This is a genomic window from Rathayibacter sp. PhB179, assembly GCF_004345345.1.
In the GTDB taxonomy this organism is placed as follows: domain Bacteria; phylum Actinomycetota; class Actinomycetes; order Actinomycetales; family Microbacteriaceae; genus Rathayibacter; species Rathayibacter festucae.
Map to the genome: position 1 here is coordinate 220,083 of NZ_SLVD01000007.1, position 25,358 is coordinate 245,440.

The window sequence follows — 25,358 nt, forward strand, 5'->3', positions numbered from 1 at the left end:
CGGGAGGGCCGGCGAGCACGATCCGCCGGCCCTCCCGCCGCTCTTCCCCTGCACCACCGCTCCTGCACCGCCGCACCTGCACCACCGCTCCCGCACCACCGCTCCCGCACCACCGCACCGACGCACCACCGCACCCGCACCACCGAGGAGTCCCGATGCCGCCCCGTACCGCCCGCACCCTCGGGATCGTCCTGGCCGTCCTCGGTCTCGTCGCCGTGATCGTCGCGATCGTCCTCCTCGTCCGCCCCGCCGACGGCGCCGGAGCCCCGACCTCCACCCCGGTCGCCCCCTCCGCCTCGGCCGCCGCCGCCCCGTCGACCGCGCCCACCGAGGCCGAGTCCACGGAGACCGCGACGGAACCGACGGCCACCGACGCCCCGACGGAGACCTTCCCGACCGAGACCTCCCCGACCGAGGGCGTCGTCGCCTCGCCCGCCCCCGGCGCCGCCGCCACTGCGGCCGCCGTCCTCTCCTTCACCGCCTCGCCCGCGACGATCGACTGCGCCGGCGACCGCACCGCCTCCGTCCCCGTCGCGCTCTCCTGGCAGACCGAAGGCGGTGTCGCCGCCCGCCTCGCCGTCGGCACCACCGACGCCCGGGCCGGCGACCCCGTCGACCTCTCAGCGACCGGCTACTCCGCCCTCTCCGTCCCCTGCCGCGACGCCGAGACCCTGATCACCCTCGCCGTCGAGTCCCCCGACGGCACCCTCACGCAACGCACCCTCGTCCTCCCCACGTCCGAGTAGCTGCGCTCTCCGCGAGATGCCACTTGTGCACGCGACACGCCGAGGAAAGCGTGCACAAGTGGCATCTCGCGGGGACGGCCGGACGCGCCCGCACGGCAGAATGGAGACGATGACCTCCACCCCGCCTCCGCTCGGCCTGCTCCTCGACGTCGACGGCCCGATCGCCAGCCCGATCAGCCGCACGATCGCCATCGACTCGATCGCCGACGACCTCGTCGCGCTCGCGAACGCCGGCATCCCGCTCGTCTTCAACACCGGTCGCTCCGACGCGTTCCTGCGCGAGCGCGTGCTGCCGCCGCTCCTCGAGCGCGGCGTCTCGGCCGACGCGCGGATCGTCTGCGTCTGCGAGAAGGGCGCCGTCTGGTTCACCGTCGACTACCGCGGCACCTCCGAGCCGATCGTCGACGAGTCGCTCGCGATCCCGGAGGCGGTCGCCCGCGACCTCGAGCGGATGATCCGCGAGGACTACGACGACCTGGTCTTCTTCGACGAGACCAAGCGCGCGATGGTCTCGGCCGAGCAGCTCGTCGACCTCTCCAGCGAGGACTACCTCGAGCGTCAGCTCGTCTTCGACGCCGACGCCCTGCAGATCATGACCGCGGCCGGCCTCGGCGTCGAGCGCCGCGGCATCCGCTACCCGAACGACACCGGCGCCGTCGAGTACCGCATCGACCCGACCGTGATCTCCACCGACATCGAGTCCAACCGGCTCGGCAAGGACCTCGGCGCCCAGCGCGCCGTCGAGCTGCTCGGCGCCACCGGCCCGATCCCGCAGCGCTGGCGCACGGTCGGCGACTCCCGCAGCGACTACGCGATGGCCGACTGGCTCTCCGAGCACGCCTACGACGTCGCCCACGTGGACGTCCGCCCCGCGGAGGGCGTCCCGGACAAGCCGTACCCGATCCTCGTGGTCGACGGAGCGATCAACGACGAGGCCGGCGCCGCCGTGCTGCGCCGCTGGACCGAGCTCGTCGCCGACGAGACGACGCCCGAGGTCGGCGACGGCATCTCCCTCCACGTCGCGGGCTGATCCGCCAGCCCCTCGTCCGCAGGCCCGCGGCCCGTTAGCGTTCGAGCATGAGAATCGCAGTCACCGGTGGATCCGGGAAACTCGGCCGCAGCGTCGTCACCCGTCTCCGCGAGTCCGGCCACGACGTCTTCGTCCTCGACCGCGCGGGAACCCGCGGCGAGGGCGTCATCAGCATCGACATCACCGACTACGGGCAGGTCGTCGACGCCCTGCAGGCCGTGGGCGACCGCTACGAGGGGATCGACGCGGTCGTGCACCTCGCGGCAGTCCCGGCGCCGGGCATCGTCCCGGACATCGCGACCTTCCAGAACAACATGTCGTCGACCTTCAACGTCTTCCATGCGGCGATCCGCGCGGGCATCCGCAGCATCGTCTACGCGTCCAGCGAGACCGTGCTCGGCCTGCCCTTCGACGTGCCGCCGCCCTACATCCCGGTCGACGAGAAGTACCCGGCCCGCCCGGAGTCGGTCTACTCGCTGACCAAGCACCTCGAGGAGCAGCTGGCGATCGAGCTCTGCCGCTGGCACGAGGACCTCACGATCATCGGCCTGCGCTTCTCCAATGTGATGAACGAGGAGGACTACGCCGAGTTCCCGTCCTTCGACGCCGACGCGACACTGCGCAAGTGGAACCTCTGGGGCTACATCGACGGCCGCGACGGCGCGCAGGCGGTCGAGAAGGCCCTCGCGCACCGCGAGCCCGGCTTCGACCGCTTCATCATCGCGGCGGCCGACACCGTGATGACCCGCCCGAACGACGAGCTGGTCGCCGAGGTCTTCCCCGGCGTCGAGCTGCGCGGCGAGCTCGGCGTGAACGACACGCTGCTCTCGATCGACCACGCCCGCGAGGTGCTCGGCTACGCCCCCGAGCACTCCTGGCGCGACTCGCAGTAGCCACCGCCCGCCTCCGCGCCGTTCCGGCTCGCGAAACACCCTCCGGCTCGCAGGAATCCACGGATCCCGCGAGCCGGAGCCGTTTCCGCGAGCCGAAGCCGTTTCTGCGAGCCGGAGCCGCGCCGGACCGATCTCGGGCTTGTGGAACGACGTCCGGCTCGCTGGAGTCCGCGGTTTCCGCGTGCCGGGGGTGATTCCGCGTGCCGGAGGTGTGGTGCGGGGAGCTTCGGCTCGTGGAAGGGTGTCCGGCTTGCTGGAGTCCGCGGTTTCCGCGTGACGGAGGTGATCCCGCGTGCCGGAGGTGTGCCGGAGGTGCGGTGCGGGGAGCTTCGGCTCACGGATCGGTGTCCGGCTCGCTGGAGTCCGCGGTTTCCGCGTGCCGAGGGTGATCCCGCGTGCCGGAGGTGATCCCGCGTGCCGGAGGTGATCCCGCGTGCCGGAGGTGTGGTGCGGGGAGCTTCGGCTCGCGGAACGGTGTTCGGCTCGCTGGAGTCCGGGGTTTCTACGTGCCGAGAGTGATTCCGCGTGCCGGAGGTGGGGTGCGGGGAGCTTCGGCTCGTGGAACGGTGTCCGGCTCGCTGGAATCCGCGGTTTCCGCTTGCCGAGGCAGATTCTGCGTGCCGGAGGTCTCCCACGGGAGGTTCGGCACGTGGAGACGCCTCCGGCTCGCGGGGATCCGAGGATCCCGCGAGCCGGAGGCGTGAGGGCGAGCCGGAGGTGCCGGCTCAGCAGCCGAGGGTCAGCTGGGGATGTAGTTGAACTCGTCCGGGTTCGGGCCGGTGCGCTCGTCGCGGTTGAGCGCGGAGATCGCCGTCATCGACTCGTCGTCCAGCTCGAAGTCGAAGAGCGCGAAGTTCTCCTCCACGCGCTTGCGGGTGACCGACTTCGGGAAGACGATGTCGCCGCGCTGGATGTGCCAGCGCAGGACGACCTGCGCGGGGGAGCGGTCGACGCTGCTCGCGATGCGCACGATCGCCTCGTCGTCCAGAACCTTGCCCTGCGCGATCGGCGACCAGGCCTCGGTCGCGATGCCGTGCTCGACGCCGTAGGCGCGGAGCTCCTCCTGCGTGAGGAAGGGGTGCACCTCGATCTGGTTCACGGCCGGGACGATCGTCGCCTCGGCGCGGAGCCGGTTGAGGTGGTTGGTCTGGAAGTTGGAGACGCCGATCGCCTTCGCCTTGCCGCTGCGGTAGATCTCCTCCATCGCCTTCCAGGTCTCCAGGTAGTCGCCGACCTTCGGCAGCGGCCAGTGGATGAGGAAGAGGTCGACGTAGTCGAACTTCAGCTCGGCGAGGGTGTCGTCGATCGCCTGCAGGGCGTCCTCGCGGGCGTGGAAGCCGTTGTTGAGCTTCGAGGTGACGAAGACCTCGGAGCGGTCGAGGCCGGAGGCGCGCACGGCCTCGCCGACGCCGGCCTCGTTGCCGTACATCTCGGCGGTGTCGATGTGGCGGTAGCCGACCTCGAGGGCGGCGAGCGTCGCGTCCTTGGTCTCGGCGGGGTCGATCTGGAAGACACCGAAGCCCAGCTGCGGGATCTCGACTCCGTTGTTGAGGGTGATCGTGGGGACAGTGTTCGCGTCCGTGCTCATACTCGAGCGTCCTTTCGTCCGGGGATCGGCCGCATCGGAGAGCTTGCGGCCGGAGTACAGTCCACGCCCCGGGGCCGCCCAGGTGCAAGGCCTTGCGCGTCCCGCGAACATCGGCGGTCGTCCGGCGCCATCGGGCGCTCGGGGAACGACGAAGGCCCCCGGCACGGATGCCGGGGGCCTTCGGGGGTGGCGTGACTACGCGCGGGACTTGCGGCCGGTGATCGCGCCGTAGATCAGCAGCACGATGATGGCGCCGACGACAGCGAGGATGATGCTGACGAGGTTGAAGCCCATCGGGTCGTCGCGCCCGAAGAGCGCGCCGCCGATGAATCCTCCGAGGAGGGCGCCGACGATGCCGAGGATGATGGTGATGATCCATCCGCCGCCCTGCTTGCCGGGCAGGATGAGCTTTGCGAGTGCGCCGGCGATGAGGCCGAGAACGATCCAACCGATGATGCCCATGATGTGTCTCCTTCGTAGTGTGCTCGACCGGCCGTTCCGGTGCGAGCGTCAACGCCTGTCGTGAAGGCGTCCTTGCAGATGATGTCGATCAGCGGAGTGAGCGCTGCACCTTCGCGCGTGCCTTGTCGGCGACCGCGGTGAAGTGCTTCGCCTCGCGCTTCGAGGTCTTCTTGAGCTTCTTGCGCGTCTTCTTCGTGGCCGGGTCGTTCCACACACCGAGTGCGAGATGGCGGAGCTCTTCGTAGCGTCCGCGGCCGGCGCGGGCGCCGAAGACGTACGCGGCGAGGGCGACGAGCGCCAGCAGGACGAGGCGGGGATTCATGCGGTGACCCTTCCATCGGAGAGAGCACAGGGTCGTGCTCGGCCCCCATTCCACTCTCCTGCGGATGCCGTGACAATTCAGGCCCGGACCGTTGACAACGGCCTCGCGGATCTGCTTTCGCCCGCGCGTTGTAGCAGAGGTCGTCCGCGACCGAAGCGGTCAGCAGACCGGAGCGTCCGCGAACCGGTCGTGCAGGTAGGGGCCGTAGCCGCCGTCCACGCGGTTGTGGCGGCGTCCGGAGGTGGTCACCTCGCCGCGGTCGGTCGCTCCCACCCGGGCGCCGGCGGCGTGCAGGCGCTCGACCAGCAGGACGTCCTCGTGCAGCGGCTCGCCGCCGAAGCCGCCGGCCGCCAGGTAGGCGCTCGCGCGCACGCCGAGGTTCGCGCCGTGGATGCTGCCGATCGACTCCTCCCGCTCGCGGGTGCGCTGCCAGCGGCCGTACATCTCCGGCGAGAGGTCGGACGGGTCGGGCCGGACCGTGCCGACCAGCGCGTCGTGGTGGCGGGCGTGCTCGACGTGCTCGAGCAGCCACTCCTCCGGCACGACCGTGTCGGCGTCGGTGTTCGCGAGCCAGACCCGGTCGTCCGGGACGGAGCCGGAGACGGAGCCGAGGGCGTGCGCGATGCCGGCCGCCCGCGCCGCGCCGACTCCGCAGCGCTCGAGCTCGAGGACCTCGGCGCCCGCGGCCCGCGCACGCTCCACCGTCGCGTCCGTGCAGCCGTCCGCCACGACGATCAGCCGGACCGCGACGTCAGGGGCGGTCGTGGCGAGGTGCGCGGCGCTCCGGAGGACCGACGCGACGGTGGCGCCGATCCGCTCCTCCTCGTCGTGGGCCGGCACGACCACCAGCAGCTCCTCGATCCGGGTCACAGCAGCCCCGTCCGCCGGGCGACCGAGCGGCCGTCGCGCGAGTGGACCTCGAGCAGCAGGTCCTCCTCCTCGTGCCGGGCGATCCGGTGCAGGCCGAGACCGGCGACGGCGCTCTGGACGGCGTCGCCGTCGAGCTCGAGGCCGTCGATCGGGTGCCGCCAGTGCACGGTGACGAGCTCGCCGGACGCGGAGAGCCGGTCGCGCACCCCGCGCAGCGTGCGCTCGAGCGTCTCGCGCCCCAGGTAGTAGCCGACCTCGGAGAGCACGATCAGGTCGAACGGACCCTCCGGCACCCCGCGGGTGATGTCGTGGTGCTCGACCCGCACGTGCGCGAGCGGCGCGAGCCGGCGGGCGGCCCGCTCCACGGCGGCCGCGGAGACGTCGATCGCCAGCAGGCGCTCGGCCCGCGCGGCGAGGGCCTCGGCCAGCACGCCGATCGAGGAGCCGATCTCGAGGACGGAGTCGTAGCGGCGCTCGGGCAGGCTCGCGAGGGTGAGGGCGCGCTTGCGCTCCTCGTACCAGCGGCTCGTGTACCCCCAGGGGTCCTCGTGCCGCTCGTACAGCTCGTCGAAGTAGCTCATCCCCGTGTCCTCGTCGCCGGGGCCGCGCCCGTCCGTCCCCCCGAGCCTAGGCAGGATCGGGGCTTCTCTCCGCCACTTGTCGGTCGGATCGCCGTGCGCTAGCTCCGGCCGGGCCATCAGCGGACCCGGAACAGGCGGTCGTCGCCGGCGAAGGCCCGGACGAAGAGCGGGTGGAGGACCGGGGCGATCCCGCCGGGTCCCGGCGCGGTCTGGCTCGGATAGCGCTCGCGGGCGCGGGCCTTCCGCTCCCGCAGGTCCTCGTCGGCCTCGACGCGGACGAGCGCCGGCCACGGCACCTCGGCGTCGTCGGGCGCGGCCCAGTGCCAGAGCCAGATCGGCGCCGCGAGCAGCGGGTGACCGAGGGTCTCGGCCGCCTCGGCGCAGACCTCGCCGACGACGCGGTGGTCGCGGTGGCCGTCGCCGGTCCAGGTGGAGAGCAGGAGGACCCGGCCGGGCTCGGCGGCGGCGCGGGCGAGCACCTCCGCGAGGATCCGGTCGCGGTGCTCGGGGGTGGCGGAGTCGGGGACGTCGAGGAAGGCGAGGCCGATCCCGGCGCCGAGCTCGTCGAGCGCGGCCCGGCCCTCGGCGCGGCGCTCGGCGACGAGGGCGGCTGCGGCCCCGGGGGAGGAGGCGCCGTGCGCCGCGCCGCCGTCCGTCACGATCACGACGTCCACGAGGATGCCGAGGCGGCGGGCCAGGGCGATCGTGCCGCCGCAGCCGAGCGTCTCGTCGTCGGCGTGCGCGACGACGGCGAGCACGCGGTCGACGGAGAGGAGTGCGTCTTCCGGCAGGACCGGCAGCCGGTCGAGCCGCCCGTCCTCGCGCCAGCGCTCGACCGGTGTGCCCTCGAGGTGACCGTCGAACTCGATGACGCGGCTCACCACTCCTCCGTCTCGCCGCTGGCGAGGACCGCTCGGCCGAGGGCCGCGTCGTCGCGCTCGGCGTGGTGCTGGCGGACGTAGAGGGCGAGGTCGGCGACCCGCTTCGCGTGCTCCGCGTCGAGGGCCAGCGGAGCAGGTCCGAGCGCGCGACCGGCGCGCAGCAGGATCTCCTCCACGGCGCTCGCGACCGTGCCGCGGACCCGCTTGGCCAGCAGTGCGCCGCGAGCGCCCTCGGCCTCGCCCCCGTCGATCAGCGCCGAGGCCTCGTCGAGCGCGCGCCGCCCGGCGCACAGGGCGGTGTCCACCGCGCCGAGGTGCGCGAGCAGGTGCGGGTCCTCGCGGCGGGCGGCCGCCCGGGCCAGCGTCGCGGCGACCCCCCGGGCCCCGCCGAGCCAGCAGGCGGCCACGCCGATCCCGCCCCAGCCGAAGCCCGGTCGCGAGAGGTACCAGCCGGGAGCGCCGACCTCCTGGGCGCGCGCACCGGCGAAGCGCACCGGCCCGCTCGGGATCTCGGTCAGCCCGCGGGGGTGCCAGGCGTTCTCCTCCGGGGTCGCGGTGCCGTCGCCGAGGCGCACGGCGAAGAGCCGGCGCTCGCCGGAGCCCTCGCCGACGTGCGCCGTGATCAGCGCCGCGTCCAGGCGGCCGGCCAGCGAGCACCAGGGCTTCACGCCGTCCAGTCGCCAGGCGTCGCCCTCGGGAGTCGCGACGAGCGGCTCGTCGCCGCCCTCCGCCGCGAAGACGCCCCAGACCGCGTCGTCCTGCACGCCGACGTCCGCGGCGGACAGGCCCGCCTCGCCGAGGATCGCGAGCGCGTCGAGGTGCGGCTCGATCGCGCGGGCGACGCCGAGGTCGTGCCGGGCCAGGCGCTCCAGCAGGCCGTGCAGCTCGGCGGTGCGGCCGGTGCCGGGCCGCGGCGGGTCGGCGGAGAGGGTGCGGGCGAGGGCCAGAGAGCCGTCGACGTCGCCGGGAAGGGAGGCAGGAGCGAGCGATTCCATCCCCCTGGACGCTACGCGGTCGGCGCCGGCACCGCGCCCGATTGTCCGTCGGCGGGCCCGGTGGTAGCGCCGCGCATGTCCAGGGCGGTGATACGGCGCAGGAGGACGGCGAAGAGCTCGACGTCGCCCGCGTCCCAGCGGCGCAGCTCCTCGTGCATCAGCGCCTGGCGGGAGCTGCGGATCGCCCGCATCCGCTCGGCGGTCTCCGGCGGCACCGAGAGGATCGTCGCGCGCCCGTCGTCGGGGTCGGGGGAGCGCTGCAGCAGACCGAGGCGGTCGAGCGCGGAGATCTGCCGGCTGATCGAGGACTTGTCCGTCTCGAGCAGCTCGGCCAGGGCGCCCGAGTGCATCGGGCCGCGCCGCTCCAGGGTGGCGAGCGTCCGGTATCCGGCGGTGCTGAGGTCGGGGTGCAGGCGCTCGGCGGCGGAGCGCATCGCGTCGCGCACCCGGTTGAAGAGGGTGCTCAGCTCGCCCTCGACAGCGGCGATCGCGGCGTCGGTTGCGCCCCCGGTCGCGCGATCGCCTTCGGCGTCCCCGCCGGTCTCGGGGTCGGGAGGGGAGGACGGGCCGGTCATCCCTCCAGCATCCCGCGTCGATCCGACTTGCGCACGACCCCGTCCACGTCGTACGCTTCCCGAAGCCAAAGACCGCCGGTTTCCGGTGTGCGCACGAGCAGGGCCCAGGCCCCGCGGATCGCCACCGGACGAAGGATTCGCGAAGCGAATGGCCCGCGCAGGTGTGCAAGAGATGTGTTCCGCGTTCATCGCGATCCCCAGGCTCCCGCGCTCCTGCGCCGGAGCCTTTTTCTTTGCGTGCCTTCGGGCTACCGGCACGAGAATTCACAGGAGTAGCCATGGCGAACAAGGAAGCCTCGGTCGCCGAACTCACGGAGAAGTTCCAGAGTTCGACCGCCGTTCTGCTGACCGAGTACCGCGGTCTCACTGTTGCTCAGCTCAAGACGCTGCGCAAGGACATCAGTGAGCACGCGACCTACGCCGTGGTGAAGAACACGCTGACCAAGATCGCGGCGAACAACGCCGGGATCTCGTCCTTCGACGCCGAGCTCGCTGGCCCTTCGGCCATCGCGTTCGTGCACGGCGACCCCGTCGCCGTCGCGAAGTCGCTGCGTGCCTTCGCCAAGGCAAACCCTCTCCTCGTGGTCAAGGGCGGTTACTTCGACGGTAACCCGCTGACCGCGGAAGAGGTGGGAAAGCTCGCCGACCTCGAGTCCCGTGAAGTGCTGCTCGGCAAGCTCGCCGGCGCCTTCAAGGCCTCGCTCTTCGGTGCCGCTTACCTGTTCCAGGCGCCGCTGTCCAAGGCCGTTCGCACGGTCGAGGCACTGCGCGAGAAGCAGGAGTCCGCGAGCTGACGCTTCCCTCCGGGAGGCAGTGCGCACGCGGTTCGTAGACAAGAAACAACAAGGAGAAAAATCATGGCAAAGCTCACGCAGGACGAGCTCATCGAGGCCTTCAAGGAGCTCACGCTCATCGAGCTCTCTGAGTTCGTGAAGAAGTTCGAAGAGGTCTTCGAGGTCACCGCCGCCGCGCCCGTCGCCGCTGCTGGTGTCGCCGGCCCGGCCGCCCCGGCCGAAGAGGTCGAGGAGCAGACCGAGTTCGACGTCGTGCTCGAGGCCGCCGGCGAGAAGAAGATCCAGGTCATCAAGGAGGTCCGCGCGCTCACGAGCCTCGGCCTCGGCGAGGCGAAGGCTGTCGTCGACGGCGCCCCCAAGGCTGTCCTCGAGGCCGTCAACAAGGAGACCGCCGAGAAGGCCAAGGCCCAGCTCGAGGCCGCCGGCGCGACCGTCACCGTCAAGTAATCCCCTCGCACCCGTCAGGGTGCACGGGTCCTCCCTCGGGCGGCCCCACCGGCGCAGGGCGTCGTCTCCTCGGAGGCGGCGCCCTTCGTCGTTCCCGCTCGTCGTCTCCCTGTTCTCCCTGCGCTGTCGTCGCCGCCTCGGCGTCACCGACCGGGGGTGACCGGCCTCCCCGGTGCCGCGCGATGCAGCCTCTAGAATCGGCGGGTGACTGCTATCGATCCGCTCGCAGGCCTGCCGGCCCGCGACGTGCCGCCCAGCGAGGTGTCGCTGAGCGAGCTGCTGAGCGACTTCGTCTCGGTGACGCACCGGATCACCCGCCTCGCCGCGCAGGCCACCGACAACCAGGAGTCGCAGGCGGTCTGGCGCACCCTGTCGGTGCTGCTGTCGATGGGGCCGATGCGCCTGGGCGAGCTGGCGACCCAGAGCCGCGTCTCGCAGCCCACGATGACCAAGATCGTGAAGAACCTCGTCGAGGCCGGCTGGCTCGACCGCATCGCCGACCCGGCCGACGCGCGGGCCTGGCAGATCCGCCTCGCCCCCGACGGCGCCGCGGCGCTCAGCGCCTGGCGCACCCAGCTGGGCGACGCCCTCACGCCGATCTTCGCCGACCTCCGCCCCGAGGACCGCCGCGTCCTCGAGCGAGCCGTCGAGATCATGCACGAGCGCCTCGTCGTCGCCCCGCGCGACTGACCCCGCCCTCTCCCTGCTGGTCGAGTAGCCCCGGAGGGGCGTATCGAGACCCACGGTCGTCAGCGACTCGTGCAGGATGAGCGCGTGCAGATGCGACTCGAACTCGTCCCCGTGCCCGTCTCCGACGTCGATCGGGCGCTGGCGTTCTACGCGGACGTCGTCGGCTTCCACGTCGACCACGACGTCCGGCCCTCGCCGTCGATGCGGGTCGTCCAGCTGACACCGCCCGGCTCCTCCTGCTCGATCGTGATCGGCTCCGGGATGGGGCCCGGACCCGAGGCCGGCGTCGTCCGCGGGCTGCACCTCGTCGTCGACGACATCGATGCCGCCCGTGCCGAGCTGGTCGGGCGCGGTCTCGAGCTGTCGGACGTGCAGGACATGGGCGGCGTGAAGTACGCCCACTTCGCCGACCCCGACGGCAACACCTGGTCCCTCCAGGAGATCGGCTCCCGCACTCCGCCCGCCTGAGCGGCGGCGCTCGCCTCCATGCTGGTCGAGTAGCCCCGCAGGGGCGTATCGAGACCCGGCGTCCTCAGTACGGCGGGTCTGCAGGCTCCTGTTCTGATGCTGGGGGATCTCGATACGCCCGCTGCGCGGGCTACTCGATCAGCATGGAGCGGACGCGGCCGCCCCGCGTCAGTCCTCGGGCCAGCGGACGCGGGCGCCCGAGTCCGGGTGCTTGCGGAGCCAGGCCGCGACGAAGGGGCAGCGCGGGACGACGGTGCCTCCCGCCTCCGTCACCGCGAGGACCGCGGCGCGGGCGAGGACGCTGCCGAGGCCGTGGCCCTCCCAGGCGTCGTCGACGACGGTGTGGGTCAGCACGACCTCGTCGCCGTGGCGGACGTAGGCCGCGAAGCCGGCCGTCTCGCCGCCGACGGAGATCTCGAAGCGGGAGCGCTCGGGCGCATCGCGGACGACGGGGGAGGGGGCGGCGGAGTCGCTCATGCTCCGATTCTCGCGCCCCGCGGGGCCGACGTGCTGGTGCGGATGACGAGGGAGGCGGGGATGGTCGTGTGCCGGGCGGGCGGCGGCGCCTCGCCCCGGGCCAGCGCGGCCAGCGCCTCCAGAACCAGCGCGACCGCGAGCTCGCCCTGCTGGCGCGGGTCCTGGCGGATCGAGCTCAGGCCGAACAGCTCGGCCAGCGGGTGGTCGTCGATCCCGATGATCGAGACGTCCTCCGGCACCGACAGCCCGAGCTCGCGCGCGGCGAGGATGATCCCGATCCCGATCTCGTCGGAGGCGGCGAAGATCGCGGTCGGCCGGGTCCGCGGGTCGCCGAGCACCTGACGCCCGGCCCGGTGCCCGCCGGGGATGTCGAACCGGGTCGGCACGAAGTGGCCGGCCTCGCGCTCGAGTCCGGCCGCCGCGAGGGCCTGCGAGAAGCCCTCGTGGCGCTTGGTGTGCACGTGGAAGTCCATCTCCTCCTCCGCCAGTCCGCCGATGTGGACGATGCGCTCGTGGCCGAGGGAGAGCAGGTGCTCGGTGGCGAGCCGGGCCGCGGCGACGTCGTCGATGCTGAAGGTGGGGATGCCGGGGAGCGAGCCGCCGATCCCGACGATCGGCTTGCCCAGGGCGAGCAGCGCCTCCGTCTCGTCGGGCGAGATCTCGAGGGTCACGGCGACGATCGCGTCGACGCGCTTGCGGACGAGGTAGTACTCGAAGACGCTGCGGCGCGCGTCGTGGTGCTTGTCGATGTTGTAGAGGAGCAGGTCGTAGCCGGCGGCGAGCAGGGCGCGCTCGATGCCCTCGATGATCCCGCCGAAGAACCACTGGTTGATCACCGGGATGATCACGGCGACGTTGTTGCTGCGCCCGGTGACGAGGCTCGAGGCGTTGGCCGAGACGACGTAGCCGAGGCTCGACGCGGCGTGCTCGACCCGCTGCTTCGTCCCGGCGGAGACGTAGCCGCGGCCGCTCAGGGCGCGCGAGACGGTCGCCTTCGACACTCCCGCGAGCTCGGCGACCTCTTCGATGCCTGGCACGGCGTTCCTCCCGGACCGTCCGGCGTCGGTGCTGGAAACGGTTCCAGAAAGTTATACCCCGGGCTCGACGCGAGGGGGAGCGTCGAGATCGATCTCCCGCGGCGCACGGCCCGATTTACCGCGGTTCGTCGCCGGATCGTTATCTCAGAGAGCGCTCTATCGCCGCCGTTGTGCTTTCATCGATCTTGTGGAAAGGTTTCCCTCCGTGGAGGCCCGAGCCACACGAACCCGGTGTTCCGCTCGGAGAGTCTCCGCACGGAACCACCAACAGCATCCGAGTCGTCGCAGCACCTGCTTCGAGTCGCCTCAGCCCGCCGGCCCGCCGGACGGCACCGGCCCTCGGCTGAACCACCACTCAATGAGGAGGAACCATGCGGTCATCCCTGCACCGCCGTATCACCCTTCCCGTCGCCGTTCTCGCAGCGGCCGGGATCGCCCTCGCCGGCTGCTCGAGCAGCAGCGACCCGAACGACCCGAACGCGGGCGGCGGCAGCTCCGCCGGCACCGTGGGCACCGCCGACGGCGTCGTCAACGTCTACGGCACCATCAACGGCGACGAGGCCACCCTTCTCGAGCAGTCCTGGGCGGACTGGGAGAAGGAGTCGGGCATCGACATCAAGTACACCGGCGACAAGGAGTTCGAGAAGCAGATCGGCATCAAGGTCCAGGGTGGCGACACCCCCGACCTCGCGATCTTCCCGCAGCCGGGTCTGCTCGCCGACACCGTCGCCTCCGGCAAGGTCCAGGAGCTGCCCGCCGGCGCGCTCAAGAACGTCCAGGACAACTGGTCCGAGGACTGGCAGAAGTACGGCCAGGTCGACGGCACCCAGTACGGCGCGCCGCTGATGGCCTCCGTCAAGGGCTACATCTGGTACTCGCCGAAGAAGTTCGCCGAGTGGGGCGTCTCCGTTCCCACCACCTGGGACGAGATGGAGGCGCTGGGCAAGACCATCGCCGAGAAGACCGGCGGACCGTCCTGGTGCGCGGGCTTCAACTCCGGTGAGGCGTCCGGCTGGCCGGGCACCGACTGGATCGAGGACGCCGTCCTCCGCGAGGCCGGCCCCGACGTGTACGACTCCTGGGTCGCGGGCGACACCCCGTTCACCGACCCCGAGATCAAGGCGGCCTTCGACAAGGTCGGCTCGATCCTCCTCGACCCGACGCTGGTCAACGCCGGCTACGGCGACGTCTCCTCGATCAACTCGACCGCCTTCGGCGACGTCGCGCAGAACGTCGCCAACGGCACCTGCGCGCTGACCCACCAGGCCTCGTTCTTCGAGGGCTTCCTGATCTCGGCCGGCGCCAACGTCGCCGAGGACGGCGACGTCTGGGCCTTCCTCACCCCGCCGGCCGAGGCGGGCGACGCCCAGGCCGTCACCGGTGGTGGCGAGATGGTCGCCGCGTTCTCGAACGACGAGGACACCGCCAAGGTCCAGGAGTACCTGGCCAGTGCCGACTGGGCCAACAGCCGCGTCAAGCTCGGTGGCGTCATCTCGGCGAACACCGGCCTCGACGCCGCCAACGCCGGCAGCGACATCCTGAAGGACTCCATCGGGATCCTCCAGGACCCGGACACCACCTTCCGCTTCGACGGCTCGGACCTCATGCCGAAGTCCGTTGGCGCCGACAGCTTCTGGAAGGGCATGGTCGACTGGATCGACGGCTCGAGCACCGATCAGGTCCTCGAGGAGATCCAGGCCGGCTACACCTCCTAGCAGTCGCGGAGAGGGCCGTCGCTCCCCGGAGCGGCGGCCCTCGACCGATGCCCGTCCGGCCGGACCGCACCCGCGGTCCGGCCGGACCGGGCCTCACCAGAGTTCAGAGTCGCACTCGAAAGGGCGTCCATGTCCGGCTTCTTCCAGTGGCTGGCGAGCATCCCCCCGCTCGCGCAGATCCCCATCATCCTTCTGGCGTTCGCGGCGGTCGTCGCGATCATCCTCTTCTTCGTCGAGATCGCCCCGCGGCGCGGCACCGGATACACGGTCCTCCGCCTCGCCGTCACGGTCCTCCTCCCGGTGGTCCTCCTCCTCGCGTTCGGCCTCTACAACTCGGTGATGTGGGTCGCGGTCGTCGCGGCGGTCATCGGCGGCATCCTCTTCCTGCTCGACTTCCGGTCCCGCAAAGGCGCGGGCTACGGACTGCAGCTGATCGCGTTCATGGCTCCGGCCGCCTTCTTCATCCTGATCGGCCTGATCTACCCGACGATCACGACCGCGCTGAACGCCTTCATGAAGAACGACGGCTCCGGCTTCGCCGGCCTCGACAACTTCATCTGGGTCTTCACCAGCCCCGACGGCGTGACCGCGTTCCTCAACACCGTGGTCTGGGTGCTCCTCGCCCCGATCACCGCCACCGCGATCGGCCTCGCCTACGCGGTGTTCATCGACAAGAGCCGCGGCGAGAAGTTCTTCAAGCTGCTGGTCTTCATGCCGATGGCGATCTCGTTCGTCGGCGCCTCGATCATCTTCAAGTTCTTCTACGACACCCGCCAGGGCGAGCAGATCGGTGTCCTCAACGGCATCCTCACCGCGTTCGGCGGCTCGCCCGTCGACTGGCTGGGCCTCGAGCCGTGGAACACGCTGTTCCTGGTCGTCGTGCTGATCTGGACCCAGGCCGGCTTCGCGATGACGGTCCTCTCGGCCGCCATCAAGGGCGTGCCGTCCGAGCAGCTGGAGGCGGCGTCGCTCGACGGCACCAACGCCTGGCAGTCGTTCTGGAACGTCGTCGTCCCGGGCATCCGCTCCTCGATCGTGGTCGTGCTGACCACGATCTCGATCGCGTCGCTGAAGGTCTTCGACATCGTCTCGGCGATGACCGGCGGCCGCTCCGACACCACCGTCCTCGCCTTCGAGATGGTGCGCCAGTTCCAGCTCGGCGCCCGCAGCGGCTACAGCGCGGCCCTCGCGGTCATCCTGTTCCTGCTCGTGCTCCCGATCGTCGTCTACAACGCCCGCCAGCTCGCCAAGCAGAGGGAGATCCGATGAGCGTCACGCCCACTCCGATCCAGGTTCCGGTCGACCGCAGCACCGAGCGCGCGCTCGCCCGCGGCGAGTCGAAGATCGAGGCGGCCAGCGGCAAGGTCCGCAAGGCGACCACCTCGCGCGGAGCGACGCTCGCGGCCGCGATCATCGCGGCGATCTGGACCATCCCGACCCTCGGGCTGTTCATCTCGTCGTTCCGCCCCGCGAACGACATCAAGACGACCGGCTGGTGGACGATCTTCGCCAACCCCGGCTTCACCCTCGACAACTACGCGAACGCGCTCAACTCCGGCGACAGCCTGACGCTGGGCAAGGCGTTCGTGAACTCGCTGGTCATCACGCTGCCGGCGGCGCTCATCCCGATCACGATCGCCAGCCTCGCGGCCTACGCGTTCGCGTGGATCGACTTCAAGGGCCGCAACACGCTCTTCGTGCTCGTGTTCTCGCTGCAGATCGTGCCGATCCAGATGGCCCTCGTGCCGCTGCTGCAGCTGTTCTCGGACGGCCTGCGCATCGGCAACCTCTACATCCTCCCCGGACTCGGAGTGAACGGGTTGGACGGCTCGTACGCGAAGGTGTGGATCGCGCACACGATCTTCGCGCTCCCGCTGGCGATCTTCATGCTGCACAACTTCATCTCGGAGATCCCCGGCGAGGTCATCGAGGCGGCTCGCGTGGACGGAGCCGGCCACGGCCAGATCTTCTTCCGCATCGTGCTGCCGCTGTCGGTCCCGGCCATCGCCTCGTTCGGCATCTTCCAGTTCCTCTGGGTCTGGAACGACCTGCTGGTCGCGACGGTCTTCACCTCCGGGCAGGGCTTGCCGATCACGAAGGCTCTGCAGGACCTCTCGGGCTCGTACGGCCAGTCGTGGGAGCTCCTCACGGCCGGCGCGTTCATCTCGATCATCGTCCCGCTGATCGTGTTCTTCGCCCTCCAGCGCTTCTTCGTCCGCGGCCTCCTCGCCGGCGCGACGAAGGGCTGACGGTCCGCGGCACCGCCGTCTGCGGCGTTGTCGTCGTCGGCAGTAGCTCCGCTACAGCTCTCCTCCTCCGCCTTGCAGCCGACGGCGCCGCGAACCGCCAGCGAGTGCGAGGGAAGGCCCGGGTCCTGCTCACGCAGGGCCCGGGCCTTCTGTCGTTTCCGGCTCGTCGGTGCGGGTGCCCCCATGCTGATCGAGCAGCCCGCGAAGGGGGGCCGCTCATGCTGATCGAGTAGCCCGCGAAGCGGGCGTATCGAGATCCACCACCGTCAATACCTGAGTCCGCAGACCCGCCGTGCTGGTGCCGTCGGGTCTCGATACGCCCCTGCGGGGCTACTCGACCAGCATGAAGGCGGTGGCCGGACAGGCATGCCGCGGACGGTCGGTGATCCATGCCGGTCGAGTAGCCGCGGGACGCGGCGTATCGAGACCCGGGGAGCGGAGTCCGCGGAACGCGGCCCGTCGGGGTCGGCAGGTACGCCGCCGAGGGCCCGCCGCTGAGCACATCTTCGCCGTGGGCGGAAGCCGCGGGCGGTGTCGGCGGCCGGGGTTATGGTCGAGCGATGAGCAGGATGGGTGACGTCGCGAGCGGCGGCGGGATGCGCGCGGGCGCGGTGCGCGGGAAGATCTCCAGCAGCGACCCCGACGCCCAGCGGCGGAAGAACTCCGACGCCCCGCGGATCGACCACCTCTTCTCCCGGATCGCCTCGCTCTTCCACGCCCACCGCACCAAGCTCATGCTCACCGTCGCCCTCGTGCTCGTCGGCGCCGCCCTCACCGTCGTGCCGCCGCTGCTCACCCAGCTCGCCTTCGACCGCGGGCTCTTCCCGCCCGGCGGCCGCCCGAACCTCCCCGTCCTGCTCGAGCTGGTCGGCGTGATGGTGCTGATCTGGGTGGTCTCCGCCGTGCTCGGCGTCTGGCAGACCTTCCTCACCGCCACGGTCGGCAACAGCGTGATGGGCGAGCTGCGCATCCGGCTGTTCCGCCACCTCCAGGCGATGGAGCTCGGCTTCTTCACCCGCACCCGCACCGGCGTCATCCAGTCGCGCCTCGCCAACGACGTCGGCGGCGTGGCCAGCGTCCTCACCAACACCGTCTCGAGCGTGCTCGGCAACACCGTCACCGTGATCGCGGCCGTCGTCGCGATGCTCCTGCTCTCCTGGCAGATGACGATCGTCGCCGTGGTGCTCACCCCGGTGCTCGTGATCGCGCAGCGCCGGGTCGGCCAGGTCCGCGCCCGGATCGCCACGAAGACGCAGGAGTCGCTGTCCGAGATGACGGCGATCACGCAGGAGACGCTGAGCGTCTCGGGCATCCTGCTCGCCAAGAGCTTCGGCCGCCAGGAGTCGGAGGTCACCCGCTACGCCGACGAGAACGGCCGGCAGATCGACCTCCAGGTCTGCCAGCAGATGTCCGGGCAGTGGTTCTTCGCGACCGTGCAGATCTTCCTCTCGGTGATCCCCGTGGTCGTCTACCTCGTCGCCGCCTGGCTGATCCTCGGCGGGACGACCGTCACCGCGGGCACCGTCGTCGCCTTCACGACCGTGCAGGCGCGGCTGATGTGGCCGCTGCTCGGGCTGATGCGCGTCGCGCTCGACCTGCAGACCGCCGGCGCGCTCTTCGCCCGCATCTTCGAGTACCTCGACCTGCGGCCCGCGATCGCCGACCGCGCGGGCGCCCGCGACGTCGACGGCGAGCTCGGCCGCGTCGAGCTGGACGACGTCGTCTTCCGCTACCCCGACCAGACCGACGACGTCCGGCCGACCCTCGACCACGTCTCGGTCTCGATCGCGCCGGGCGAGTTCGTCGCCTTCGTCGGTCCCTCCGGCGCCGGCAAGACGACGATCTCGTACCTCGTGCCCCGGCTCTACGACGTCTCCGAGGGCTCCGTCCGCTTCGCCGGCACGGACGTCCGGGAGCTGCGGCAGGAGTCCCTCGTCTCGCACATCGGCATCGTCAGCCAGGAGACCTACCTCTTCCACGCGACGATCGCCGACAACCTCCGCTACGCGCGCCCCGGCGCGACGCAGGAGGAGCTGGAGGCGGCCGCGCGGTCCGCGAACATCCACGACACGATCGCGTCCTTCCCCGACGGCTACGACACCCTCGTCGGCGAGCGCGGCTACCGGCTCTCCGGCGGCGAGAAGCAGCGCCTCGCGATCGCGCGGGTGCTGCTGAAGGACCCGGCCGTCCTCATCCTCGACGAGGCGACCAGCGCGCTGGACACCGTCTCGGAGCGGATCGTGCAGACCGCCCTCGACGACGCCGCCCGCGGCCGCACCACCATCGCGATCGCGCACCGCCTCTCGACGGTCGTCTCGGCCGACGTCATCCACGTCGTCGACGGTGGCCGCATCGTCGAGTCGGGCACCCACCTCGAGCTGCTCGAGCGCCGCGGCCTCTACGCCTCCCTCTACGCCCAGCAGGTCGAGACGGCCCTCAGCTCCTGAGGACGCCCTCGGCCGCCCCGTCGCTCCCGCTGTCGCATCCCGCCGAGCGGACCTGCAGCGGCGTCGACTCTCGGCCGTCTCAGCGCTGAGACCCCGGTCGGCTACGTCTCAGCCCTGAGACGGCCCGAGAGAGGGGATCGCCCGGTCGCTGCGCGGGGTGATGGTGCAGAACATCAGCTGAGACTGCCTCTCATCGCCGATGGCGGATGAGCACGGTTCTCCACTGATGTTCTGCACGCAGGACGCCGCTCAGGCGGCCGGACGGTCGGCGAGCATCTGCTCCATCAGGGAGATCTCGGCCTCCTGGGCCTTCACGACGGAGGAGGCGAAGTCGGTGGCGACCGTGGCGCGGCTGCGGGCGAGCAGCGCCTCGGCCATGTCGATCGCGCCGCGGTGGTGGGCGATCATCAGCTCGAGGAACCTGCGGTCGAAGTCGCGGCCGGTGAGCGTGCTCAGCTCGGCGATCTGCTCGGGCGTCGCGAGGCCGGGCATGCTCTCGGGGACGACGTCCTCCTCCGTGGACATGCCCATCGAGGAGTGCTCGTCGGCGGCGCCGGCGAGGGTCGGCCGGCCCATCCAGGTCATCGACGGCTCGGGGGCCGCCTGCGGGAGGCCCCAGGAGTTCAGCCAGCCGAAGAGCTGACCGGCCTGCTGCTGCTGGGTGAGCAGGATGTCCTTCGAGACGGTGAGCACCTCGTCGTCGGCGCTGCGGTCCCGCGCGATCATCGCCAGCTCGGCGCCCTGGAGGTGGTGCACCTGCATGTCGCGGGCGAAGCCGGCCTCCGCGCTCGTCGTCGACGGGGTGGCCGAGGACGAGAACGGGGCGAGGGCGCCGAAGAGGTAGCCGCCCGCCGCGCCCAGGAGGAGGGCGACGACGGCGACGGCCGCGACGAGGAGGCGGCCCCTACTGCTTGCCGGGCGCATCGATGCCTCCGGTGCACGGGGCACCGGGCTCGGGTGCGGTCGAGGCCTGCCAGAAGCGCTCGATGAACGCGTCGATGCGCGGGTCCTCGGGGGAGTCGATGGCGACCTGGGCGTCCCAGGCGCTGAGCACGATGGGGGAGTCGAGACCCTCGTAGGGCGAGACGACCGCGTAGGTGTCGGGCATCGCGGCGATCAGGGCGTCGACCTCGCTCTGCGGGAGGGACGGGTCGTAGGTCGCCCAGACGGCGCCGTGCTCGAGGTCGTGCACGGCGTTCTCGTTCGGGACGGGCTCGTCGTAGACGCCGCAGTTCATCCAGACGGCGTTGTGCGGGCCGCCCGCGGGAGGGGTCTGCGCGTAGTCGACGGTGCCGGCGACGTGGGTCGCGTCGTTCTCGAAGGTCTGCAGGCCGTCGATCTGCCGGGCCTCGACGATCTGCTGGTTGCCGAAGACGGTGACGGCGACGATGCCGCCGATCGCGACGACGGCGAGGGCCGAGAGCGACCAGATCCAGATCCGGCCGCTGCGCTTGCGCTTGGCCTGCTCGCGCTTGTAGGCCTCGACCTTGTCCTGGCGGGCGCGGTTCTTGGCGGACATCGTGTCTTTGGGCACGGTGGCGTCTCTCGTTCTGATCGCGGGGTGGCGCGCCGGGGGAGGCGCAGGCGCCTGAGAGGCGCTCTCAGAGGATAACGAGCGAGGCTCCGGATCGGATCAATGCGGGGTGGGAGTGCTCGGGGTGGGCGGGTCTCGATACGCCCCTCCGGGGCTGCTCGACCAGCATGCAGCGCGTGCGGGTCAGCCGGTGAGCATGCAGCGCCTGCGCTCAGCCGGTGAAGGTCAGCCAGAGGAGCAGGCCGTTCAGCACGATGAGGAAGAGGGCGGCGAGGATCGCGCCGAGGGTGGTGAACCAGCGGTTCGCCTGATCGCCCATCAGGGCGCGGTCGCGGGTGAGGGCGACGAGCGGGACGAGCGCGAACGGGATGCCGAACGAGAGCACGACCTGGCTGAGCACGAGCGCGCGGGTGGGGTCGAAGCCGATCCCGAGCACGATCAGCGCCGGGATCAGCGTGACGAGGCGGCGGGCGACGAGCGGCACGCGCAGGTTCAGCAGCCCGTGCATGATCTCGGCGCCGGCGTAGGCGCCGACCGAGGTCGAGGCGAGGCCGGAGGCGAGGAGCCCGACCGCGAAGAGCGTCGCGACGACCGGCCCGAGCGCCGCGCCGATCGCGGCGTGCGCACCCTCGAGGCTGTCGGTCCCGGCGACGCCGGACAGCGAGTGCGCGGCGAGCAGCAGGATCGCGAGGTTCACGGTGCCGGCGATCGCGAGGGCGACGGTGACGTCGATCCGGGTGGCCGTGAGGATCCTCCGGCGGGCGGTCACCCCGTCGACGCGGCCGAAGCGGTCGCGCGCGAGGGCGGAGTGCGCGTAGATCGCGTGCGGCATCACGGTGGCGCCGAGGATCGACGCGGCGAGCAGCACCGACTCCGAGCCGTCGAAGCGGGGGAGGAGCCCGGCGGCGGCCGCGCCCGCGTCCGGCGGATCGACGACCACGCCCACGGTGAAGCCGACGGCGATGACGACCATCAGCGCCGTGATCACGCGCTCGAACGGCTGCGCGCCGCCGCGGGTCTGGATCACCAGGAGCACCAGCGACACCGCCCCGGTGACGAGTCCGCCGGCGAGCAGCGGCAGCCCGAACAGCAGGTTCAGCGCGATCGCGCCGCCGATGACCTCGGCGAGGTCGGTGGCGATCGCGACGGTCTCGGCCTGCAGCCAGTACGCCCGTCGGCCCCAGCGGCCGCGGAGGCGCTCGCCGAGCAGCTCGGGCAGTGACTTGCCCGTCATCAGGCCGAGCTTGGCCGAGAGGTACTGGATCAGCCAGGCCATCAGATTGCCGAGGACGACCACCCAGACGAGTAGATAGCCGAAGCGGGCGCCCGCCGTCATGTTGCTGGCGACATTGCCCGGATCGAGGTAGGCGACTCCGGCGACCATGGCGGGGCCGAGCAGTCTGAGTAGGCGTGCATCGGCCGGACCCCGCGTCGTGGCGGTGATCGGAGGGGTCATTGCAGGCGGTGTCCGTTCCGGTCGGCGGTGACGCGAGGACCCCCACGATAGGGCACTCCTCTGCGCTGAACCACTCTCCCGCGGACCGTGCCGGGGCCGCGTCCGGGGGTCTCGGCGACCCCCGTCATCCGGCGATCCGCGGTTGATACGCTGGCCGCATGACCCTCGATCGAGCCCTTCCCGCACGCCCGGACACCGGGATGGCGTACGCCGATTCGGTGCTCGACCTGATCGGCGACACCCCGCTCGTAAAGCTCGGCCCGGTCGCCTCCGGCGTGCAGGCCACCGTCCTGGTCAAGGTGGAGTACCTCAACCCCGGCGGCTCGTCCAAGGACCGCATCGCGACCCGCATCATCGACGCGGCCGAGCGCGACGGCCTGCTGAAGCCCGGCGGCACGATCGTCGAGCCGACCAGCGGCAACACCGGCATCGGCCTGGCCCTCGTCGCGCAGCAGCGCGGCTACCGCTGCGTGTTCGTCCTGCCCGACAAAGTCGGCGAGGACAAGCGGAACGTGCTCACCGCCTACGGCGCCGAGATCGTCGTCACTCCGACGGCCGTCGCTCCCGAGGACCCGGACTCCTACTACTCCGTCTCCGACCGGCTGGCGCGGGAGATCCCGGGCGCCTTCAAGCCCAACCAGTACGCGAACCTCAACGGCCCGCTCAGCCACTACGAGACCACCGGCCCCGAGATCTGGCGCGACACCGCCGGGAAGCTGACGCACTTCGTGGCGGGCGTCGGCACCGGCGGCACCATCAGCGGCGTCGGCCGCTACCTCAAGGAGGTGTCGGAGGGCCGCGTGCAGATCGTCGGCGCCGACCCGGAGGGCTCGGTCTACTCCGGCGGCGGCGGGCGCCCGTACCTGACCGAGGGCGTCGGCGAGGACTTCTGGCCGAGCGCCTACGACCCGAGCGTCGTCGACCGGATCATCGCCTCGAGCGACGCGGAGTCGTTCGCGATGACCCGCCGCCTCGCCCGCGAGGAGGGCCTGCTGGTCGGCGGCTCGAGCGGCCTCGCCGTCTCGGTCGCGCTCAAGGCCGCCGCCGAGCTCGGACCCGACGACGTGGTCGTCGTGCTGCTGCCCGACGGCGGGCGCGGCTACCTCGGCAAGATCTTCAACGACCGCTGGATGCGCTCCTACGGCTTCCTCGAGCATCGCGAGGAGGGCACCGTCCGCGACGTGCTCTCGGCGCGGGCCGCGAACCCCAGCACGGGCGACCTGCCGGCCCTCGTGCACGTGCACCCCAGCGACACCGTCCGGGACGCGATCGAGATCATGACGACCTACGGCGTCTCGCAGCTGCCCGTCCTCACCGCCGAGCCGCCCGTGGTGATGGGCGAGGTGGTCGGCGCGATCGACGAGCGCGAGCTGCTCGACCGCGTCTTCAGCGGCGCGACCTCGATGACCGATCCGATCGGCGCCTCCGCCGGCGACGCGCTCCGGCTGATCGGCCTCGGTGAGAGCATCACGGCGGCCCGCGCCGCGCTGAGCGAGGCGAACGCCCTGCTCGTCACCGACGAGGGCAAGCCGGTCGCCGTGATCACCCGGCAGGACCTCCTGTCGTTCGCGACGGCCTGAGCGCCGCCCTCTCCCCTTCTTCTCCACCCCCTCGACCAGGAAAGCCCCGCGATCATGCCCAAGAAGCAGCACTTCGACACCCGCGCCATCCACGCCGGTCAGGAGTTCGACCCGACCACCGGCGCGGTCGTCCCGCCCGTCTACATGACGTCGACCTTCGTCCAGGACGGGATCGGCGGCTTCCGCGGCGGCTACGAGTACGCCCGCTCGGCGAACCCGACCCGCGACTCGCTGCAGGAGCTGATCGCCTCGCTCGAGGGCGCGGACGTCGCCTACTCGTTCTCCTCCGGCCTCGCCGCCGAGGACACCCTGATCCGCGCGGCGCTCGCTCCCGGCGACCACATCGTGCTCGGCAACGACGCGTACGGCGGAAGCCACCGGCTGATCGACCGGGTGCACGCGGCCTGGGGCATCAGCAACACCGCGGTCGACATGTCGAACCTGCGCGAGGTGCAGCACGCGATCCGCCCCGGCGAGACCAAGATGCTCTGGGTCGAGACGCCGTCGAACCCGCTGATGACGATCAGCGACATCGCGGAGCTGGCCGACTTGGCGCACGCGCACGACCTGATCGTGGTCGTCGACAACACCTTCGCCTCCTCGGCGCTGCAGCAGCCGCTCGCGCTCGGCGCCGACGTGGTCGTGCACTCGACGACGAAGTACCTCGGCGGGCACTCGGACGTGGTCGGCGGGGCGCTCGCGCTGCGCTCCGGCCCGCTCGCGGAGAAGGTCGCCTTCCTGCAGTTCGCGGTCGGCGCGATCTCCAGCCCGATGGACGCCTGGCTGACGGTGCGCGGGATCAAGACGCTCGCGATCCGGATGGAGCGGCACTCCAAGAACGCGCAGGCGGTCGCCGAGTTCCTGGCCGGGCACTCCGCCGTGACGGCCGTGCACTACCCGGGGCTGCCCTCGCACCCGGGCCACGAGCTGGCGAAGCGGCAGATGTCGGGCTTCGGCGGCATGCTCTCGGTCGAGCTGGCGACCCCGCGCGCGGCGCGGAAGTTCGCGGAGTCGACCGAGCTGTTCCAGCTGGCGGAGTCGCTGGGCGGCGTCGAGTCGCTGATCGGCTACCCGAGCGAGATGACCCACGCATCGGTCAAGGGCACGCCGCTCGAGGTGTCGGAGTCGCTGGTGCGGCTGTCGGTCGGCATCGAGGACGCGAGCGATCTGATCGCGGACCTCGCGGCGGCGCTGCCGAAGAAGTAGCGGCGCAGGCGGCCCGGGCGGAGTCCAGCGTCGCCCAGGCGTCTGCTCGCACCTCCGGCTCGCGGAATCGCGTCCGGCTCGCAGGAGTCGGCGGATTCCGCGTGCCGGAAGTGTTTCCGCGTGCCGGAGGTGCCCCCGGAAGTCACCTGCGCATGTTCGGCTCGTGATTCGCGGTCGGGCTCGCCGGATCCGGTCGTTTCCGCGTGCCGGAGGTGGTTCCGCGTGCCGGAGGTGGCCGACGGCTGGCCTTCTTCGGGCGATGAGTGGCAGTTCTTCGAGGTACGCGGTGATCCTGCCACTGGCACGATCGGAAGC

Annotated in this window: 26 protein-coding genes; 13 read left to right on the forward strand and 13 right to left on the reverse strand. The window is 71.4% G+C overall.

Features of this window, described 5'->3' with window-relative positions:
* Positions 1-155 precede the first annotated feature (155 nt).
* The 3 genes from EDF43_RS15450 (at position 156) to EDF43_RS15460 (ending at position 2,669) form a co-directional block, all read left to right on the forward strand.
* Positions 156-746 carry a hypothetical protein gene (locus EDF43_RS15450; RefSeq protein WP_132437592.1) on the forward strand — a complete coding sequence of 197 codons (591 nt, stop codon included), beginning with the start codon at positions 156-158 and terminating at the stop codon, positions 744-746.
* A gap of 109 nt (positions 747-855) precedes the next feature.
* Positions 856-1,776 carry a hypothetical protein gene (locus EDF43_RS15455; RefSeq protein WP_207901789.1) on the forward strand — a complete coding sequence of 307 codons (921 nt, stop codon included), beginning with the start codon at positions 856-858 and terminating at the stop codon, positions 1,774-1,776.
* Positions 1,777-1,823: 47 nt separating this feature from the next.
* A complete protein-coding gene (locus tag EDF43_RS15460; RefSeq protein ID WP_123447800.1) occupies positions 1,824-2,669 on the forward strand; it encodes an NAD(P)-dependent oxidoreductase in 846 nt (281 codons plus the stop codon).
* Positions 2,670-3,408: 739 nt separating this feature from the next.
* On the opposite strand, the gene EDF43_RS15465 is transcribed toward EDF43_RS15460, so the two are convergent.
* The 8 genes from EDF43_RS15465 to EDF43_RS15500 all read right to left on the reverse strand — a co-directional run bounded on the left by EDF43_RS15465 (position 3,409) and on the right by EDF43_RS15500 (position 8,943).
* Positions 3,409-4,257 (reverse strand): aldo/keto reductase, encoded by an 849-nt coding sequence (locus tag EDF43_RS15465; protein ID WP_132437593.1) that lies wholly within the window; start codon positions 4,255-4,257, stop codon positions 3,409-3,411.
* Positions 4,258-4,452: 195 nt separating this feature from the next.
* Positions 4,453-4,719 (reverse strand): GlsB/YeaQ/YmgE family stress response membrane protein, encoded by a 267-nt coding sequence (locus EDF43_RS15470; RefSeq protein ID WP_056041656.1) that lies wholly within the window; start codon positions 4,717-4,719, stop codon positions 4,453-4,455.
* A gap of 88 nt (positions 4,720-4,807) precedes the next feature.
* Entirely contained in the window at positions 4,808-5,041 is a 234-nt protein-coding gene (locus EDF43_RS15475) for a YtxH domain-containing protein (RefSeq protein WP_123447798.1), read from the reverse strand.
* 159 nt (positions 5,042-5,200) lie between these two features.
* Positions 5,201-5,911 (reverse strand): glycosyltransferase, encoded by a 711-nt coding sequence (locus tag EDF43_RS15480; protein WP_132437594.1) that lies wholly within the window; start codon positions 5,909-5,911, stop codon positions 5,201-5,203.
* Positions 5,908-6,492, reverse strand: a complete 585-nt coding sequence (locus EDF43_RS15485; RefSeq protein ID WP_123447796.1) for an SAM-dependent methyltransferase — start codon at positions 6,490-6,492, stop codon at positions 5,908-5,910. Before EDF43_RS15485 ends, EDF43_RS15480 begins: the two co-directional genes overlap by 4 nt.
* 116 nt (positions 6,493-6,608) lie before the next feature.
* A complete protein-coding gene (locus tag EDF43_RS15490) occupies positions 6,609-7,373 on the reverse strand; it encodes a PIG-L family deacetylase (RefSeq protein WP_165909141.1) in 765 nt (254 codons plus the stop codon).
* A complete protein-coding gene (locus tag EDF43_RS15495) occupies positions 7,370-8,368 on the reverse strand; it encodes an acyl-CoA/acyl-ACP dehydrogenase (RefSeq protein WP_132437596.1) in 999 nt (332 codons plus the stop codon). Before EDF43_RS15495 ends, EDF43_RS15490 begins: the two co-directional genes overlap by 4 nt.
* 11 nt (positions 8,369-8,379) lie before the next feature.
* On the reverse strand, positions 8,380-8,943 hold the full coding sequence (locus EDF43_RS15500) for a MarR family winged helix-turn-helix transcriptional regulator (protein ID WP_165909142.1): 564 nt from the start codon (positions 8,941-8,943) through the stop codon (positions 8,380-8,382).
* Between the two features lie 278 nt (positions 8,944-9,221).
* Here EDF43_RS15500 and rplJ point away from each other — a divergent pair, with 278 nt between their 5' ends.
* From rplJ to EDF43_RS15520, 4 genes are all read left to right on the forward strand, one after another.
* Positions 9,222-9,737, forward strand: a complete 516-nt coding sequence (rplJ, locus tag EDF43_RS15505; RefSeq protein ID WP_123447792.1) for a 50S ribosomal protein L10 — start codon at positions 9,222-9,224, stop codon at positions 9,735-9,737.
* Between the two features lie 63 nt (positions 9,738-9,800).
* On the forward strand, positions 9,801-10,184 hold the full coding sequence (rplL, locus tag EDF43_RS15510) for a 50S ribosomal protein L7/L12 (protein WP_055791021.1): 384 nt from the start codon (positions 9,801-9,803) through the stop codon (positions 10,182-10,184).
* 204 nt (positions 10,185-10,388) lie between these two features.
* The gene (locus tag EDF43_RS15515) at positions 10,389-10,874 is read left to right on the forward strand and encodes a MarR family transcriptional regulator (RefSeq protein WP_243581350.1); all 486 of its coding nucleotides are present in this window, start codon (positions 10,389-10,391) and stop codon (positions 10,872-10,874) included.
* An 84-nt stretch (positions 10,875-10,958) separates the two neighbouring features.
* Positions 10,959-11,342, forward strand: a complete 384-nt coding sequence (locus tag EDF43_RS15520; protein ID WP_243646336.1) for a VOC family protein — start codon at positions 10,959-10,961, stop codon at positions 11,340-11,342.
* Positions 11,343-11,510: 168 nt separating this feature from the next.
* On the opposite strand, the gene EDF43_RS15525 is transcribed toward EDF43_RS15520, so the two are convergent.
* Positions 11,511-11,819 carry a GNAT family N-acetyltransferase gene (locus tag EDF43_RS15525; protein WP_132437598.1) on the reverse strand — a complete coding sequence of 103 codons (309 nt, stop codon included), beginning with the start codon at positions 11,817-11,819 and terminating at the stop codon, positions 11,511-11,513.
* Complete coding sequence (locus EDF43_RS15530) at positions 11,816-12,856, reverse strand: LacI family DNA-binding transcriptional regulator (RefSeq protein ID WP_132437599.1); 1,041 nt, start codon at positions 12,854-12,856, stop codon at positions 11,816-11,818. Before EDF43_RS15530 ends, EDF43_RS15525 begins: the two co-directional genes overlap by 4 nt.
* A 371-nt stretch (positions 12,857-13,227) precedes the next feature.
* Between EDF43_RS15530 and EDF43_RS15535 the strand changes: the two genes are divergently transcribed.
* The 4 genes from EDF43_RS15535 (at position 13,228) to EDF43_RS15550 (ending at position 19,267) form a co-directional block, all read left to right on the forward strand.
* On the forward strand, positions 13,228-14,571 hold the full coding sequence (locus EDF43_RS15535; protein WP_123737355.1) for an ABC transporter substrate-binding protein: 1,344 nt from the start codon (positions 13,228-13,230) through the stop codon (positions 14,569-14,571).
* A 129-nt stretch (positions 14,572-14,700) separates the two neighbouring features.
* Positions 14,701-15,840, forward strand: coding sequence for a sugar ABC transporter permease (locus EDF43_RS15540; RefSeq protein WP_132437600.1), 1,140 nt, complete (start codon positions 14,701-14,703; stop codon positions 15,838-15,840).
* Positions 15,837-16,820: a carbohydrate ABC transporter permease gene (locus EDF43_RS15545; RefSeq protein WP_123447787.1), complete on the forward strand. Its 984-nt coding sequence runs from the start codon at positions 15,837-15,839 to the stop codon at positions 16,818-16,820. Before EDF43_RS15540 ends, EDF43_RS15545 begins: the two co-directional genes overlap by 4 nt.
* 569 nt (positions 16,821-17,389) lie before the next feature.
* Positions 17,390-19,267: an ABC transporter ATP-binding protein gene (locus EDF43_RS15550; RefSeq protein WP_132437641.1), complete on the forward strand. Its 1,878-nt coding sequence runs from the start codon at positions 17,390-17,392 to the stop codon at positions 19,265-19,267.
* Between the two features lie 249 nt (positions 19,268-19,516).
* Here EDF43_RS15550 and EDF43_RS15555 read toward each other — a convergent pair whose 3' ends face one another.
* The 3 genes from EDF43_RS15555 to EDF43_RS15565 all read right to left on the reverse strand — a co-directional run bounded on the left by EDF43_RS15555 (position 19,517) and on the right by EDF43_RS15565 (position 22,257).
* Positions 19,517-20,191 (reverse strand): DUF305 domain-containing protein, encoded by a 675-nt coding sequence (locus tag EDF43_RS15555; protein WP_132437601.1) that lies wholly within the window; start codon positions 20,189-20,191, stop codon positions 19,517-19,519.
* A complete protein-coding gene (locus EDF43_RS15560; protein ID WP_243646337.1) occupies positions 20,172-20,801 on the reverse strand; it encodes a DUF3105 domain-containing protein in 630 nt (209 codons plus the stop codon). The genes EDF43_RS15555 and EDF43_RS15560 overlap by 20 nt, the downstream gene beginning before the upstream one ends.
* A gap of 211 nt (positions 20,802-21,012) precedes the next feature.
* Positions 21,013-22,257 (reverse strand): Nramp family divalent metal transporter, encoded by a 1,245-nt coding sequence (locus tag EDF43_RS15565; RefSeq protein ID WP_123447783.1) that lies wholly within the window; start codon positions 22,255-22,257, stop codon positions 21,013-21,015.
* Between the two features lie 200 nt (positions 22,258-22,457).
* Here EDF43_RS15565 and EDF43_RS15570 point away from each other — a divergent pair, with 200 nt between their 5' ends.
* Both EDF43_RS15570 and EDF43_RS15575 read left to right on the forward strand, forming a co-directional pair.
* The gene (locus tag EDF43_RS15570) at positions 22,458-23,837 is read left to right on the forward strand and encodes a cystathionine beta-synthase (protein ID WP_132437643.1); all 1,380 of its coding nucleotides are present in this window, start codon (positions 22,458-22,460) and stop codon (positions 23,835-23,837) included.
* 54 nt (positions 23,838-23,891) lie between these two features.
* Positions 23,892-25,043 (forward strand): cystathionine gamma-synthase, encoded by a 1,152-nt coding sequence (locus tag EDF43_RS15575; RefSeq protein WP_123447781.1) that lies wholly within the window; start codon positions 23,892-23,894, stop codon positions 25,041-25,043.
* Positions 25,044-25,358 lie beyond the last annotated feature (315 nt).